The 15,463-nt window shown below is 52.3% G+C and carries 16 protein-coding genes; 5 read left to right on the plus strand and 11 right to left on the minus strand.

What is annotated here, in order from left to right; all coding sequences use genetic code 11:
* The first annotated feature begins 239 nt into the window (after positions 1-239).
* Positions 240-1,148, plus strand: coding sequence for an Rpn family recombination-promoting nuclease/putative transposase (locus G465_RS14505; RefSeq protein ID WP_022654475.1), 909 nt, complete (start codon positions 240-242; stop codon positions 1,146-1,148).
* Between the two features lie 119 nt (positions 1,149-1,267).
* Here G465_RS14505 and G465_RS0110785 read toward each other — a convergent pair whose 3' ends face one another.
* The 4 genes from G465_RS0110785 to G465_RS0110800 are packed head-to-tail and all read right to left on the minus strand — an operon-like array spanning position 1,268 to position 4,174.
* The gene (locus G465_RS0110785; RefSeq protein ID WP_022654476.1) at positions 1,268-2,965 is read right to left on the minus strand and encodes a SulP family inorganic anion transporter; all 1,698 of its coding nucleotides are present in this window, start codon (positions 2,963-2,965) and stop codon (positions 1,268-1,270) included.
* Positions 2,965-3,384 carry a DUF6691 family protein gene (locus G465_RS0110790; RefSeq protein WP_022654477.1) on the minus strand — a complete coding sequence of 140 codons (420 nt, stop codon included), beginning with the start codon at positions 3,382-3,384 and terminating at the stop codon, positions 2,965-2,967. The genes G465_RS0110785 and G465_RS0110790 overlap by 1 nt, the downstream gene beginning before the upstream one ends.
* Positions 3,381-3,815 (minus strand): YeeE/YedE family protein, encoded by a 435-nt coding sequence (locus G465_RS0110795; RefSeq protein WP_022654478.1) that lies wholly within the window; start codon positions 3,813-3,815, stop codon positions 3,381-3,383. The genes G465_RS0110790 and G465_RS0110795 overlap by 4 nt, the downstream gene beginning before the upstream one ends.
* On the minus strand, positions 3,812-4,174 hold the full coding sequence (locus G465_RS0110800; protein ID WP_081642763.1) for a metalloregulator ArsR/SmtB family transcription factor: 363 nt from the start codon (positions 4,172-4,174) through the stop codon (positions 3,812-3,814). Before G465_RS0110800 ends, G465_RS0110795 begins: the two co-directional genes overlap by 4 nt.
* A 131-nt stretch (positions 4,175-4,305) precedes the next feature.
* On the opposite strand from G465_RS0110800, the gene G465_RS0110805 reads away from it, so the two are divergent.
* From G465_RS0110805 to rlmH, 4 genes are read left to right on the plus strand one after another with little or no spacing between them, the layout of a single operon-like run.
* Positions 4,306-5,172, plus strand: coding sequence for an MBL fold metallo-hydrolase (locus tag G465_RS0110805; RefSeq protein WP_022654480.1), 867 nt, complete (start codon positions 4,306-4,308; stop codon positions 5,170-5,172).
* 22 nt (positions 5,173-5,194) lie between these two features.
* Entirely contained in the window at positions 5,195-5,845 is a 651-nt protein-coding gene (gene nadD, locus G465_RS0110810) for a nicotinate-nucleotide adenylyltransferase (RefSeq protein WP_022654481.1), read from the plus strand.
* Complete coding sequence (gene rsfS, locus G465_RS0110815) at positions 5,842-6,210, plus strand: ribosome silencing factor (RefSeq protein WP_022654482.1); 369 nt, start codon at positions 5,842-5,844, stop codon at positions 6,208-6,210. The genes nadD and rsfS overlap by 4 nt, the downstream gene beginning before the upstream one ends.
* Before the next feature lie 14 nt (positions 6,211-6,224).
* Entirely contained in the window at positions 6,225-6,695 is a 471-nt protein-coding gene (rlmH, locus tag G465_RS0110820) for a 23S rRNA (pseudouridine(1915)-N(3))-methyltransferase RlmH (protein WP_022654483.1), read from the plus strand.
* Here the strand turns inward: rlmH and aauR are convergent, their stop codons facing one another.
* From aauR to tnpA, 7 genes are all read right to left on the minus strand, one after another.
* On the minus strand, positions 6,696-8,036 hold the full coding sequence (gene aauR / locus G465_RS0110825) for a two-component response regulator AauR (protein ID WP_022654484.1): 1,341 nt from the start codon (positions 8,034-8,036) through the stop codon (positions 6,696-6,698).
* Complete coding sequence (mutS, locus tag G465_RS0110830; protein ID WP_022654485.1) at positions 8,029-10,632, minus strand: DNA mismatch repair protein MutS; 2,604 nt, start codon at positions 10,630-10,632, stop codon at positions 8,029-8,031. Before mutS ends, aauR begins: the two co-directional genes overlap by 8 nt.
* Positions 10,633-10,807: 175 nt before the next feature.
* On the minus strand, positions 10,808-11,719 hold the full coding sequence (gene prmB / locus G465_RS0110835; RefSeq protein WP_022654486.1) for a 50S ribosomal protein L3 N(5)-glutamine methyltransferase: 912 nt from the start codon (positions 11,717-11,719) through the stop codon (positions 10,808-10,810).
* Between the two features lie 21 nt (positions 11,720-11,740).
* Entirely contained in the window at positions 11,741-13,114 is a 1,374-nt protein-coding gene (locus tag G465_RS0110840; protein WP_022654487.1) for a phosphomannomutase/phosphoglucomutase, read from the minus strand.
* Positions 13,115-13,126: 12 nt separating this feature from the next.
* Complete coding sequence (gene trpD / locus G465_RS0110845; RefSeq protein ID WP_022654488.1) at positions 13,127-14,164, minus strand: anthranilate phosphoribosyltransferase; 1,038 nt, start codon at positions 14,162-14,164, stop codon at positions 13,127-13,129.
* Positions 14,161-14,745, minus strand: coding sequence for an aminodeoxychorismate/anthranilate synthase component II (locus G465_RS0110850; RefSeq protein WP_022654489.1), 585 nt, complete (start codon positions 14,743-14,745; stop codon positions 14,161-14,163). The genes trpD and G465_RS0110850 overlap by 4 nt, the downstream gene beginning before the upstream one ends.
* 516 nt (positions 14,746-15,261) lie before the next feature.
* On the minus strand, positions 15,262-15,463 hold a 202-nt coding region (tnpA, locus tag G465_RS15555), incomplete at its 5' end, for an IS200/IS605 family transposase (protein ID WP_040399644.1).

Here is a 15,463-nt window from a genome sequence, read left to right on the forward strand (position 1 = left end):
GCAACGCTTGGAAGATATTTTTGACGTTTGACCCCTCGTAGGGCGGATAAGCGCAGCGCATCCGCCAAACCCGTAGCGTGGGCACCGCTTTTGTGCCCACTGACTGCATCGCCATACCCATCTGTCAATCTTGTCCCCACCATTTTAATTTGGTTGCTTCATGTTTGTTTTGGGTGGATGCACTATGTTTATCCACCCCACTATAATCATCCGTATTATTCTCCGTCTCTGCCCCAACCATGCTGCCGTTACTCGACCCGAAGAACGATTACATCTTCAAACGTCTCTTTGCTCAATCACCGGAATTGCTGTCGGATTTGATTAACAGCATCCGTTACGATCAACCACCGATTACCATCACTGATATTCTCAACCCCAATATCTCTGGTGAAGACCTACACGCCAAAGAAATCGTGTTAGATGTGTTGGCGAAAGACGGGTTTGGCGTGCAATACAATATTGAAATTCAGGTGCGGAAACAGACGTATTGGGGAGAGCGAAGTCTGTATTACAGTTCACGTTTAATCAGCGAACAACTAGAAAGCGGTCAATCCTATCGTGAGATGAAGCATGTGATTTGTATTCATCTGCTGGATTTTGATCTGTTCCCCGAACATCCAGAACAAGCTTCATGGCGCTTTGAATTGCGTGACCAACACATTCCTGATGTCGTCCTTACCAAAGCACAGCAAATTGATATTCTGGAACTAGACAAAGCCGACCGCCTCCAACTGGCCCCAACAGCATTAAAGAACTGGGTCGATCTGTTTGAACATTGGCAGGAGCAACACATCATGGCACAGCTGACGCATACCCCAGTAATGACCGTCTTGCAATCGCTAGAGCAAATGAGCCAAACCAAGGAAGAACGGTTACGGGCATTGGCACGCGAACGGGCGGTGTGGGATTACAACACGGAGATTCAAGTCGCAGAAGAACGTGGTGAACAGCGAGGGCTGGAAAAAGGCCTAGAAAAAGGTAAAAAAGCCATGCAAACCCTTCTCCGAACCTTAATCGAAGCGCGGTTTGGCCAGCCATTACCCGATTGGGTTCTGTCACGGTTACGGACAGCAACACCAGAACAATTACAGCAATGGGGCATTTCGTTAACCCGAGCGCAACGCTTGGAAGATATTTTCGAAGCCTGACCCCCTCCAGACCTCCCCCTGAAATCAGGGGAAGGCCAGCACAGTGCTGTAGGGAGGATAAGAGCAGCGCATCCGCCAAACACTAATGTAGATACCGTCTTGACCTATCTGAATAAGGCTCACTCTGCACGAAAATACTCATTCACCTGATGAGTGCTGAGGAAGATTTGACCTTGGAAGCGAGAGAGGAAGTCGTTTTGCCGCAGGCGGTCGTAGACGGGGCCTTTGACCTCGGCAAGGTGTAGGGTAACCCCTTGTGGCTGCAACTGTTGTTGCCATTGCAGCAAACAAGCAAACGCACTGGCATCAATACTGTTGACCGCTGATAGCACCAACACCAAATGTTTCACCTCAGGCTGTTGTTGCAGGCGGCGGTTGATGTCGTCTTCAATAAATTGCACATTGGCAAAATAAAAACTCTCATCCACTCGCAACAACATCACCTCTGGCAAACGCTCGACTTCTGGATAGCGCAGGACATTGCGATAGTGTTGGGTATTCGGTAGGCGGCCCAGCTCGGCGATATGAGGATGGCTGCTGCGCCAAACCAAAAATGCCAACGAACATGCCATCCCAACCATAATGCCCTCGGCCACTCCTGCCAACACCACCGTCAAAAATGTGAACAACATTGCCAAACCATCGGCACGGTCATAACGCCAAATTTGCCGCATCTCAGACCAGCCGAACATACTCGATACCGCGATCACGATAGTCGCCGCTAACACCGCTTGCGGTAGAAATTGCAGCACATCACTGGCAAACAACAACACCGGTAGCAACAACAATGCGGTAATCACTGACGACATTTGCGTATTGGCACCGGCGGCAGCATTGACCGCAGAGCGTGATAAACCACCGGTCACCGGCATACCACTACTCAGCCCTGCGGCAACATTCGCCAAGCCCAAGCCAGCCAATTCACAGTTGGCATCAATTCGTTCACCGCGCCGTAATGCCAACGACTGCGCCACCGAAATACTTTGCACAAAATTCATCAAACCTAATAACAGCGCCGGCACCAACATGGTTTGCCATTCGCGCCAAGTTAAATCCGGCCATGACCAAGCCGGCAGACCACTCGGGACAACGCCAATCGTGTGCCAGCCCCAATGCCAATCTAAACGCCAATACGCTGTTGCCGCCAAGGCCAATATCACCCAAACCGCAGGTGCCAAGCGCGTGGTGAGGTTGGCCCAAAAAGCAGCGATACCGAGTCGTTGTAAGCTGGCGCTGAGAAAGCCTCGCGACCACCAGAGAAATAGCAAACTGGCTAACGATAGCCACAGTGTGGGGGCATGGGTCTGTGGCAGGACATGAATAAGATGCGGAACTTGGACGAGGAAGGAACGTCCACCGCCATCGACACCAAACAACGGCGGCAGTTGCGACAGAATAATTAAGACCACCGAACCGGCGGTGAAGCCGGTAATGACGGGTTGACTGAGGTAATGCGCCAGCCAGCCCATTTTTAAGACAGCAAAACCAAGTAAAAACAGCCCAGATAATAAGGCTAACGCCAAGGCATAATGGACCGCTTGCACACTACCGGCATGGGCAAAGGGGGCAATAGCCGCCCCAGTCATCAATGCGGTCACCGCCATCGGGCCAACTGACTGTTGCCGACTGCTACCGAGTAGGGCATAGGCTACCAATGGAATTACGCTGGCGTATAAACCGGTTGCCGGTGGCAAACCGGCCAACATCGCATACGCCAACCCCTGCGGCACTAACAATAAAGCAACTACCACCCCTGCGCTAAGGTCACCCACCCACCAAGTGGATTGATAGTGGCGTAACCAATTCGGTAAACACATCAGGCTGTCCGCATCCGCTCAATAACGGAAAAAGCTAGCATGCCGGTTACCATCGCTGCGACAAACACCACGCCTTGCCATGCGCCGGTACCTAATAACACCAAGCCAGGCCCCGGACAAATACCAGCCAATCCCCAGCCAATGCCAAACAACAAACTACCCCCGATTAAACGTGGGGTGAGTTGTGTTGCCGTGGGCAGTTGCATCGGACATTGCAACAAGCTGGTTTTGCGCTGTTGTAACACCCGAAAACTGACCAAGCCAACAGCAATCGCCCCCGCCATCACTAAAGCAAGGCTAGGGTCCCATGCGCCAGCGACATCCAAAAATCCCAACACTTTTGCTGGGTTAGCCATACCTGCCACAATTAAACCGAGACCAAACACCACACCAGATAACAACGCTGTTAGCAATTTCATACCGCCCCCAAGAGGTGACGCACGACATACACGGTGGCAAAACCGGTGAACATAAAACTCAGTGTAGCGACCAATGAGCGCAACGACAGCCGCGACAAACCACACACGCCATGTCCACTGGTACACCCTGATGCATAGCGGGTACCAATCCCCACCGCCACACCCGCGAGCACCAGCAACACCATGTTGCCGGTCACCTCGCTGTGTGGAAATTCACCTTGCACCACCCACCACAACAGGGGCGCACCCACAATTCCTGCAATAAAGGCCAATCGTTCACCCTTGCCCTCGGCACCTTCTAATAGACCACCGAGCAGGCCACTGATCCCCGCAATACGACCATTGAACGCCAATAACAGCGCTGCAGCTACGCCAATCAGTACGCCACCAGCCAAGGCTGATAGCGGAGTAAACGATGACCATGCAATCATGGGTGTTCGCCTCCACAATAAATTTGATACAGGGTTTGTAAAATGGCTTGGACTTTTTCACTTTCCAAGCGGTAGTAAATCCATTTGCCATCGCGGCGGGTTTGCACTAAGCCTTCGTTACGCAATACACCCAATTGTTGCGACAAACTGGGTTGGCGAATCCCCGTTAAACGCTCTAATTCGCTGACGGTTTTTTCTCCGGTCACCAATTGGCACAACAACATCAAGCGGTCACGGTTGGCTAGACCTTTTAACAAGCACGCCGCTTCGTTGGCGTTGTTGCGTAGCATCTCTAAAGCTTCGGCAGGCAATTCTGTTGCGACCGACTCGGAGACGGAATCAAGCACAGGGGTATCCATGTGATGGGTTTCCTCAAATAATTTTTTGCTCATTGAGCTTTTTTGGTTGAAATACATTATATTTTTTTATAAATTGATTGCAAGTAGAAATTACGTTTCCTTTTCAAAAAAGTTAATCAAAGAGGCCTCTTATGAATCAAGTTCATGTTCACAGCCTGTTCCATGAACCAACCAGCACATTCACCCACATTGTGTACGACCATCCACAAGGCAAAGCGGCGGTGATCGATCCTGTGTTGGATTACGAAGCCAACAGTGGTCGCACTCATACCCAACAACTTGAGCAGACCATCGCCTTTTTGCGTGAACAACAATTAGAACTGGTGTGGATTTTGGAGACCCACGCTCATGCCGACCATTTGTCGGGGGCACAGATTTTGAAGCAAAAGCAGGGAGGAAAGGTAGCCATTGGCGCTCATATTTCAACTGTGCAATCTTATTTTGGCAAAGTATTTGATATACCTGCAGAAGAAATGGAAAAAGGCATCAGTTTTGACCATCTTTTTGCTGATGGCGAAGCTTTTGACATTGGTTTATTACAAGGCCAAGCATTACACGTGCCAGGCCATACCCCAGCCGATATGGCCTATTTGATCGGGGATGCCTTATTTGTTGGAGATACCTTGTTTATGCCGGATGTCGGCACCGCACGCTGTGATTTTCCTGGTGGTGATGCCGCCACGCTCTACCACTCGATCCAACGGCTCTATTCGTTGCCGGATAGCACACGGGTGTTTATGTGCCATGACTATCCACCGGCGTCGCGTGAGCAAGTGCAGGCCGTTACCACGCTCGGCGAAGAAAAACAGCACAATATCCACCTCCGAGCCGACACCAGCGAAGCCGATTTTATCGCTCGTCGCCAAGCGCGAGATGCACAACTGGCAGTGCCGAATCTGTTACTGCCGTCGATTCAGGTCAACGTCCGTGGCGGCCATTTGCCACAACCCAAAGCCAATGGCACCGCCTATTTGCAAATTCCGCTTAACCTGATTTAACCGGCTGTTTTACACTTGCGGAATGAACATCTCTTCTGCAATCGGTGTATTTGGTGGGACATTCGACCCGATTCATATTGGACACTTGCGGCTGGCCTGTGCTTTGCGCGATGAATTGGGTTTGCACGAAGTTCGTCTGATTCCCACCGGCGAACCACCCCACCGTCAGCCGCCCTATCTGCCGGCGAGGGTGCGGCTGGCCTTGGTACAGGCGGCGGTACGCGATCATGCTGGCTTAGTGGCCGATGACCGCGAAATATGTCGCCAAGGCTATTGCTATACCGTTGATACCTTGCGTGAGATACGCCAACAGGTTGGTGCAACCACCGCACTCTATCTGTTAATCGGTGGCGATTCGCTGTTACAACTGCATACTTGGCGCGAATGGCAACAGCTGTTTACCTTGGCACATCTGGTTGTCGCCACTCGACCGGGCTTTGCCATAGAACATTTAGCCCCCGAGGTGCGACATTTCTGGCAAACTCGACAAGCCGATGATTTTGCAAAACAAAGCGCGGCAGGTACAATCCGCACCTTGTCTCTCGCACCGTTAGATGTATCAGCCACCCAGATTCGTGCCAAATTACAGGCCAACGAGGATGTCAGTGCCTTATTACCCCCCGCTGTGCGTGAGCCCTTAATGACTTATCTGCATTGCAAAAAGACTCAATGAACACAGAAGAAATTGCGGCGTTGGCCGTTGAAGCCCTTGAAGACGTCAAAGGCAAAGACATTGTTAATCTCAATACCAGCGAACTGACCTCGTTATTCCAACGTTTGGTCGTTGCTACCGGCGACTCCAATCGCCAAGTCAAAGCCTTGGCCCGTAGTGTCGAGGCTAAATTGAAAGAAGCCGGTATCGATTTGGTGGGTACCGAAGGTGAAGAATACGGCGAGTGGGTGTTAGTCGATGCCGGTGATGTGGTGGTGCATGTGATGTTACCTGCCGTGCGCGACTACTATGATCTGGAAGCCTTATGGGGCGGTCAAAAACCGGTCTTTCATATGGGTGGCGGCAAGCCTTGGCAGGCAGTGTAAACGGCGCGTAACTGGTGAAAATTACCCTATTAGCCGTTGGTAGCAAAATGCCGCGTTGGGTAGACGAAGCCTATCAAGACTACGCCAAGCGGCTGCCGCGTGATGTGGCATTGCAACTGCAAGAAATCAAGCCAGAAAAACGCGGTGGCGGTGTCACCGCAGAAAAAGGCATTGCAGCAGAACATGCGCGGCTGTCTGCCGCGCTGCCGGCTCGCAACAAGTTGGTGGTGTTGGATGAGCGCGGCCATAACTGGACCAGCAAACAACTGTCACAGGCATTGGCACGCTGGCAACAAGATGGCGATGATGTCACCTTTGTTATCGGTGGTGCCGATGGTTTGCATCCTGATCTGAAAGCACGGGCAGATGTCTTATTACAGTTATCTGCCCTGACCTTGCCTCATGGCATGGTGCGGGTGTTATTGGCAGAACAGCTCTATCGTGCCGTCTCCATTCTCAATAATCACCCCTACCATCGTGAATGATTAAGCTTGGTTACCCAAGCCATATTTTTTCACTTTATCGAATAAAGTGGTCTTAGCCATCCCGAGCGAGACACTGGTTTGGCTAAGGTTGCCGTTATGTCGCTCCAAGGCTTCGGCCAATAAAGTGCGTTCGAAAGCTTCCACCGCCTCGGCAAACGAAGGGCCCGAGCCATCTGGCACGCTTTTCTTAAAAATGGGCAATCCCAAGGCAAAACGCTCCGCCACATTGCGTAATTCACGCACATTGCCCGGCCAATCATGCGCCATCAAGCTGGATAAGGTGCTGCGGTCGAGGGCTGGGGCTGGCCGGTCGAAGCGCAGCGAAGATTGCTGTAAAAAATGCTCAAATAACAGCGGGATGTCCTCGCGCCGTTCACGCAAGGGTGGTAACTCTAGCGTGACCACATTGAGGCGATAGTATAAATCGCTGCGAAAACGTCCTTCGCGTCCTTGTTCTGCCAAATCGGCTTTCGTCGCAGCAATCACCCGACAATCGACGGCAATCGGCTGATTACTGCCCAAGCGTTCCACGCTGTGTTCTTGCAACACTCGCAACAGTTTAATTTGCAAGCTAATCGGCATACTTTCTACCTCATCAAGAAACAAGGTTCCCTGATGAGCATGTTCAATTTTGCCAATCCGCCGCTTGCCGGCGCCGGTAAAGGCATGGGCTTCGTGGCCGAAAATTTCACTTTCAAATAGGTTTTCTGGCAAACCACCGCAGTTGAGCGCGACAAACGCATGCTGCTGGCGGCGGCTAAAATCATGCAAACAACGCGCAACCAACTCTTTGCCAGTGCCGGTTTCACCTTCAATCAACACATTGGCCGAGGTATCCGCCACATTGCTAATCAATTCGCGTAGCCGATGCATGGCCGCCGAACGGCCAATAATGCGCGCTTCCAACGCTTGCCGGCCAGCCAACTGCCGCCGCAATGATGACACTTCACGCGCTAAGCTACGTTGTTCAAGTGCGCGGCGGCTGACTTCAACCAAGCGTTCAGGAGAAAACGGCTTTTCCATAAAGTCGTATGCCCCTTCACGCATCGCCCGTACCGCCATCGAAATATCGCCGTGCCCCGTGATTAACACCACCGGCACAGTGGCGTCTTTCTGTTTAAGCGCTGACAGTAGGCCAAGACCATCCATCCCCGGTAAGCGAATATCGCTAATCACAATCCCCGCAAAATCATCAGCGATTTTGGCGAGTGCCGCCTCTGCGGTGGTTACGCCTTCGCTGGGAATATCTTCCAATGCCAACGCTTGCTGACAGCCCAATAAAACATGGGGATCGTCTTCGACAATCAACACCGAGAGCGGTGCCGCGATGGTGTCATACATCTTGGGTGTCCCCTTGGCGTGCCGTCTGTACCAGTTGATATAACAAGTCCATCGCGGCGCGTGGCGTTAACTCATTGGGGTCAAGTTGGCGCAGTTGCTCGACAACCGGATGAGGTTCGATAACTGCGGTAGTGATGGCGAGGGGTGGGGGTGCAGTGAATAGATCATCGACTGCCGCTGGGACGGTTTGGCTTTCGAGTTCGGCCAACTTCCGCCGTGCCTGTCGAATCACCGTCGCTGGGACTCCGGCCAAACTGGCTACTTGCAGGCCATAGCTGCGACTGGCGGGGCCGTCCTTCACATGATGCAAAAAGACGATTTTGTCTTTGTGTTCTAGTGCAGCTAAATGCACATTCGCCACCATCGGATACTCTGCCGCCAAGCGCGTCAATTCAAAATAGTGGGTGGCAAATAAGGTGTAAGCGCGATTATGTTCAATCAGAGCACGCGCAATTGCCCACGCCAACGCCAACCCATCAAACGTGGAAGTGCCACGCCCTACCTCATCCATTAACACCAAGCTCCACTCGTCCGCGTTGTGGAGAATATTGGCGGTTTCTGTCATCTCGACCATAAAAGTGGAACGACCACCGGCGAGATCGTCCGATGCGCCAATCCGCGTAAAAATACGCTCGACACGGCCAATCACTGCGGCCTCGGCAGGAACAAAGCTGCCGATGTGGGCCAATAGCACAATCAACGCCACCTGCCGCATATACGTTGATTTACCGCCCATATTGGGGCCGGTAACCAACAACAGCTTGCGGCCGGCATGTAAATCACAGTCATTGGGGACAAATTGTGCAACCTGTGCCTCAACTACTGGATGCCGCCCTGCTCGCAGAGCAAGACAGGCATAGGAGACAAATTCAGGGCAAACATAATGCTGTTGCTGTGCCAACTGCGCGAGGGTGTTTAACACATCCAATGCTGCTACGGCTTGGGCGAGCGCCTTGAGCGATTCAAGGTGTGTTATCAACTGGTCAAGCAACTGTTCATATAGCTGTTTTTCTAAGGCCAAGGCACGATCACGGGCAGACAGGGCTTTGTCCTCAAAGGCTTTGAGCTCGGGTGTGATATATCGCTCGGCATTTTTCAGTGTTTGGCGGCGGCGGTATTCCGCCGGTACTTTATCTGCTTGGGCGCGACTGACTTCAATATAAAAACCATGCACACGGTTGTATTCCACTTTCAGGGTGGAAATACCGGTGCGGCTGCGTTCGCGTTCTTCAAGTTCGGCCAGAAATTCACCACCGTGATGTTCGATATTGCGCAGCTCATCTAACTCTGCTGAATAACCTTCTGCAATCACACCACCCTCGCGCACCAACGCTGCCGGTTCCGGCAAGATGGCGGAGGTCAATAATGCGGCGATTGGGCATTCCACCGTGGGCAGTTGCGACAGACAATGCTGCAGTAATGGACTGGCTACTACCGCCAAGGGGGTGGCTAACACAGGCAGTCGCTGCAGGCTGTGGCGCAAACTGGCGAGATCACGCGGGCGCGCACTGCGTAGGGCAATGCGGGCGGTGATGCGCTCGATATCTGCAATGCCTTGCAATCCTTCAACCACTTGCGCCGACAAGGGCATTAACTCAGCAACCGCCTGTTGCCGTTGCCGCAGGTGGTCGTGGTCGCGCAGCGGATGATGCAGCCAATAGCGCAATAAGCGGCTGCCCATGCCGGTGGCGCATTGGTCTAACACTGAAAATAGCGTGGGGGCACGCTCGCCGCGCAAGGTTTCGGTCAGCTCTAAATTACGGCGGGTGGCGGCGTCCATCTGGATGTAAGCCGAGACCGATTCCACGGTTAAAGAATCGATATGTGGCAGCGCGCCGTTTTGGGTTTGTTTAACATAGTGAAACAACGCGCCGGCGGCACCGAGGGCGGCGGTTAAATGTTGCGCGCCAAAACCACTGAGATCTTGGGTGGCAAAATGCTGGGTTAAAGCGGCTAACGCGCTATCAAGATCAAATTGCCACGGGGCAATACGCTTAATCGGTTGTCGCCATTGTTGCAGTATCGAGGGGGTGAAATCCTCCGCCAACAATAACTCTGCTGGCCGCAAGCGTTCCAATTCGGCAGCCAAATGTTGGCTATCGGTTTCTAAAACCCGAAAACTACCACTCGCCAAATTCATCCATGCCAAACCCAACTTACCGCGCAACAGATGAATCGCAACAATCAAACTGTCTTGTTTGTCATCCAATAAAGCAGCATCCGTCAACGTCCCCGGTGTGACCACCCGCATCACCTTACGCTCCACTGGCCCTTTGCTGGTCGCTGGATCGCCGATTTGCTCACAAATCGCCACCGACTCGCCCAATTTAACCAGCTTAGCCAAATACTGTTCTAAAGCATGAAAGGGTACCCCTGCCATCGGCACCGGTTGTCCTGCCGACTGACCGCGACAGGTTAAGGTAATGTCCAATAACCGCGCCGCCCGCTCAGCATCCTCATAAAACACCTCATAAAAATCCCCCATTCGATAAAACAGCAATTTATCCGGATGATCAGCCTTTAAACGCAGATATTGCTGCATCATCGGGGTGTGTTGGTCGGTTTTAACGGCGGGGGAAGACAGGTTTGATTTCATGGAGTGTGAATCTGATGTAGGGACATCGTATATCTAGTGATAAAAACTGCCCGCTTCACCCTTTGCTATCTGCATTTGCTTTGTTCAAATGAAGACGGCTAGAAAGAGTAAGACGCGGGCAAGTATTTAGAGTAGCCGACAGATTGCAAACACCAGCTACAATCCGCCATACAGCTTATGCCGCTAGGCCTTGTTCCAAATCTTCTTTGGTCAATAAGAATACAAAGCCATCACCGGCGGAAGTTTCTAACCACATAAATGGTAATGTCGGGAAAGCCTCTTCCAAAGCGGCGCGATTGTGGCCGATTTCCACCACCAAAATCCCTAACGGGTTGAGGTAGTCAGCGGCTTGTGCCAACAGCTGGCGGGTGAGGTCGAGCCCATCATCACCAGAACCCAAAGCTAATTCAGGTTCATGCAGATATTCTGGCGGCAGGGCGGCAACCGACTCTGCATCAACATACGGTGGGTTGGAGACGATTAAATCGTAACGCCGACCTGCCAATGGGGCGAATAAATCGCCTTGCCACAGTTGAACCTGTTCTTCCAAACCATAACGACTGCGGTTAATCTCAGCGACTTCTAAAGCGTCGCTAGATAAATCGACAGCGTCGATTTCGGCATCGGGATAGTAATTGGCTAACAAGATCGCCAAACATCCCGAACCGGTGCAGAGATCGGCAGCACTGTGTACCAACTCAGGAAATTCAATCCACGGGGCCAAGGCATCGTTTGCCAGCAATTCGGCAATAAACGAGCGCGGCACAATCACCCGTTCATCGACATAGAAATCAAACTGCCCCAACCACGCCTCGTGGGTCAGATACGCCGCCGGCACCCGTTGTTGCACACGCCGTTCGAGCACATCCAACACGTCGGCGACTTCACTGTTTAACAAACGGGCATCGAGTAGAGAATCAAACTGGGCCAAGGGCAGGTGTAAGGTATGGGCGATCAGATAGGCGGCTTCATCCCATGCGTTATCTGTGCCGTGGCCGTAAAACAAAGCCGCCTCTTGAAAACGGCTAATGGCAAAACGCAGCAAATCACGCGGGGTTTGCAAGACGTTAGCAGCTTGATCGAACATGAAAAATCCTAATACAAAAATTTAAAAAGGCAGGGCCGCATCGGTCTCGGCGGCGAGCACTTGCCGAAAATCGGCCTGAATTCGCTGCAACGCTGCTTCTGTTTCCGCCTCAAAGCGCAGTACGACCACCGGCGTCGTATTGGAAGCGCGCATTAAACCAAAGCCCTCGGGGTATTCGACTCGCAAACCATCCAAGGTAATCACTTCACACTCGCTTGGGAAACGTGCGCTGGCTTGTAAGCGTGCAATCAAGGCATGATGCTCACCCTCGGCCATTTTGAGGTTTAACTCAGGGGTCGAAACAGCATTTGGCAGATTGTTTAACACGGCACTGGGGTCATCGACTTGCGACAAAATCTCTAGTAAACGGGCGCCGGCATACATGCCATCATCAAAGCCGTACCAGCGTTCTTTAAAGAATACATGCCCCGACATTTCACCCGCCAACAGCGCACCGGTTTCTTTCATCTTGGCTTTAATAAAGCTGTGGCCGGTGCGGGCCATGATCGGCTCACCCCCCAATTCACGAATCCACGGTGTCAGATTGCGGGTTGATTTGACATCAAAAATCACTTTCGCACCCGGATTGCGCGACAGGACATCACCAGCGAACAACATCAGTTGTCGGTCTGGGTAAATAATTTGCCCGTCTTTGGTTACCACGCCCAATCGGTCGCCATCGCCATCAAACGCTAACCCTAACTCGGCATCGGTGGTTTTTAGCGCATGGATTAGATCTTGCAAGTTTTTGGGCTGTGAGGGATCGGGGTGATGATTGGGGAAGGTGCCATCAACATCACAGAACAAACTGCGCACGCGGCAATCCATCCGCCGGTATAACACCGGTGCAAAAGCACCTGCCACGCCATTGCCACAATCGACCACGATATTCATTGGACGTGCCAATTTAATATCTTGGGTGATGCGGTTGAGATAGGCTTCATTGATGGAGTGGGTACGATATTGGCCCTCACCTTGGCAAAAATCATCGGCCTGAATGCGTTTTAATAATTCTTGAATGCGCTCACCAGACAGTGTTTCTCCTGCCAACATCATTTTAAAGCCGTTGTAATCGGGAGGATTGTGACTGCCGGTTACCATCACACCAGACAATGTCCCCAATTCATGTGCCGCAAAATACAGCATCGGGGTAGCGACACGCCCCAAATCAATGACATCGGTGCCGGTGGCACGCAAGCCTGCCGCCAATGCCTCGGCTAAATCGGGCCCAGACAGACGACCATCGCGGCCAATGCACACTGCTTTTACACCACGCGCTTGTGCCTCGGTACCAATTGCAAGGCCAATCAGCTTGGCTACCGTCTGATCGACAGTGGTACCGACAATGCCACGAATGTCGTAGGCTTTAAAAATAGAGGGATCGACAACTGCCATTGGAATAGCTCCTTATTCAGTGCGGGGGGCAAGAGATTGGGACAGATCAACCAAAGCTTGCAGCCGTTGTTTTGCGGCACCCGAGGCTAACACGTCGCGGGCACGCGCCACCCCATCGGCTAACGAGGTTGCCACACCAGACACATATAAGGCTGCTGCTGCATTGAGCAGCACAATATCACGGGCAGGGCCAGCCTGATTGTCGAGCACTGCCAGCAACATTGCCTTCGACCGTTCCGCGCTGTCGGCGCGTAAATCATTAGGCGAGCACAGTTCAAAGCCGAGGCTTTGCGGGTGGAATTCGTATTGCTCAATCTCACCATTTTTCAGCTCGGCGATCAGCGTTGGCGCACACAGGCTGATTTCATCCAGACCATCACGGCCATGCACAATCAACACATGGCGGCTGCCTAATTGTTTTAGCACCCGGCATTGAATCCCCACTAAATCCGGATGAAACACACCCATGACCTGATTGGGCGCATGGGCCGGATTGGTCAGAGGGCCAAGGATATTAAACAGGGTTCGCACGCCGAGTTCGCGGCGCACAGGGGCGACATATTTCATCGCGGTGTGGTGGTTGGGGGCAAACATAAAGCCTACCCCTAATTGGTCAATACACTGTCCTACTGCCGCTGGGGTGAGGTTAAGCGCCACACCCAAGGCTTCGAGCACATCGGCACTCCCCGAGCTGGACGACACCGAACGCCCACCATGTTTTGCAACTTTGGCACCAGCAGCGGCGGCCACAAAAGCAGCCGTGGTCGAGATGTTAAAAGTATGAGCTCCATCACCACCGGTGCCGCAGGTATCCACTAATCCTTCAGTGGTAGCAACTGGGACGTGGGTAGCAAATTCGCGCATCACGGTTGCTGCAGCAGCAATTTCCGACACGCTTTCTACTTTAACCCGCAGACCAATCAAAATGGCGGCAATTTGGGTCGCAGCTACTTGGCCACTCATAATCTGTCGCATCAGCGACAGCATTTCATCATAAAACAGTTCGTTACCATCAATTAAACGATTCAGGGCGGCGTGGGGGGTAATCATGCTGCAACAACTCCGGCAAATTCACGCAAAAAGTGATCTAACATGGCGTGGCCATGTTCGGTCAGGATAGATTCGGGATGAAACTGAACGCCTTCAATCGGCAGCGTTTTGTGGCGAACGCCCATGATTTCACCGTCTTCGGTCCAAGCGGTGATGGCGAGGCAATCGGGCAGGCTCTCGCGTTCGATCACTAAAGAATGGTAGCGCGTGCAAGTCACCGGATTGGGCAGGTTTTCGAATACGCCTTGGTTCAGGTGATGTACGGGAGAGGTTTTGCCGTGCATCAGTTGTTTGGCGTGGATGATTTTTCCACCAAAGGCTTGGCCAATCGATTGGTGGCCTAAACACACGCCGAGGATGGGAATTTCACCAGCAAAACGTTCAATGGCTGCTAATGAAATGCCTGCCTCATTGGGTGTGCAAGGGCCAGGGGATAAGACTAAGTATTGAGGTTTCAGGGCAGCGATTTGGTCGAGGGTAATTTCATCGTTGCGATAGACCTGAACCTCTTGCCCCAATTCGCCGAAGTATTGCACGATGTTGTAGGTAAAAGAGTCATAGTTATCAATCATTAACAGCATAAAGTGGATTCCTGTATAGAAAAGATATGGGGAAGCACGCGCTATTTTGGCGCAGTTTAAGCGGGGCATAAACAAAAAAACGCGACCCGATGCTGGGTCGCGTGGTTTAGGGAACAGGCTTGATCGTTTTAGAGGATGATCATGTTTGGTTGCTGGGTATCTTCTGGGGTGCTAAATCCAGAGGCATCAGCAAAGACAGGGTCGGTTACCTGGGGCGTCTTGGTCACCATTGCCGTGACCATTATTACCCTGTGGGCCACCTTTATCGCTATCGGTATCTGTTTTAGCGCTGTCTTGCGTGTTTTTACCGCTTGGCTCTTGCCCTTTTTCGCCGTCAAATGGGGCATTGCCTACCGGTTTATTGTTGCCTGGGTTTTGCCCTGTGGATGTGGTTGGCTCGGTAGAAGACGAGGTTTCTGGGGTATTGCTGTTTTTGCTACCTTGACCCGGTGCGCGACAAGCCCCGCCGTTCAGGGCGGGGAAGGATAGCGCGGACGGCGTAGCCGTCCTTGGGTTTCAGTGTGGCGTCTGCTGCTGTTCGATGTATTGGCGCACGATGGAAATAGGTGCGCCACCACAGCTTGAGGCGAAGTAGGATGGCGACCACAGGACGCCATTCCAGTAGCGATTCTGGATGTCGGGGCGTTCCTTCCGTAGCAAACGGCTGGACACGCCTTTCAAGCTGTTCACCAGATTGGAGACAGCCACCTTGGGCGGG

It is taken from the genome of Aquaspirillum serpens DSM 68, assembly GCF_000420525.1.
Classification (GTDB): Bacteria; Pseudomonadota; Gammaproteobacteria; order Burkholderiales; family Aquaspirillaceae; genus Aquaspirillum; species Aquaspirillum serpens.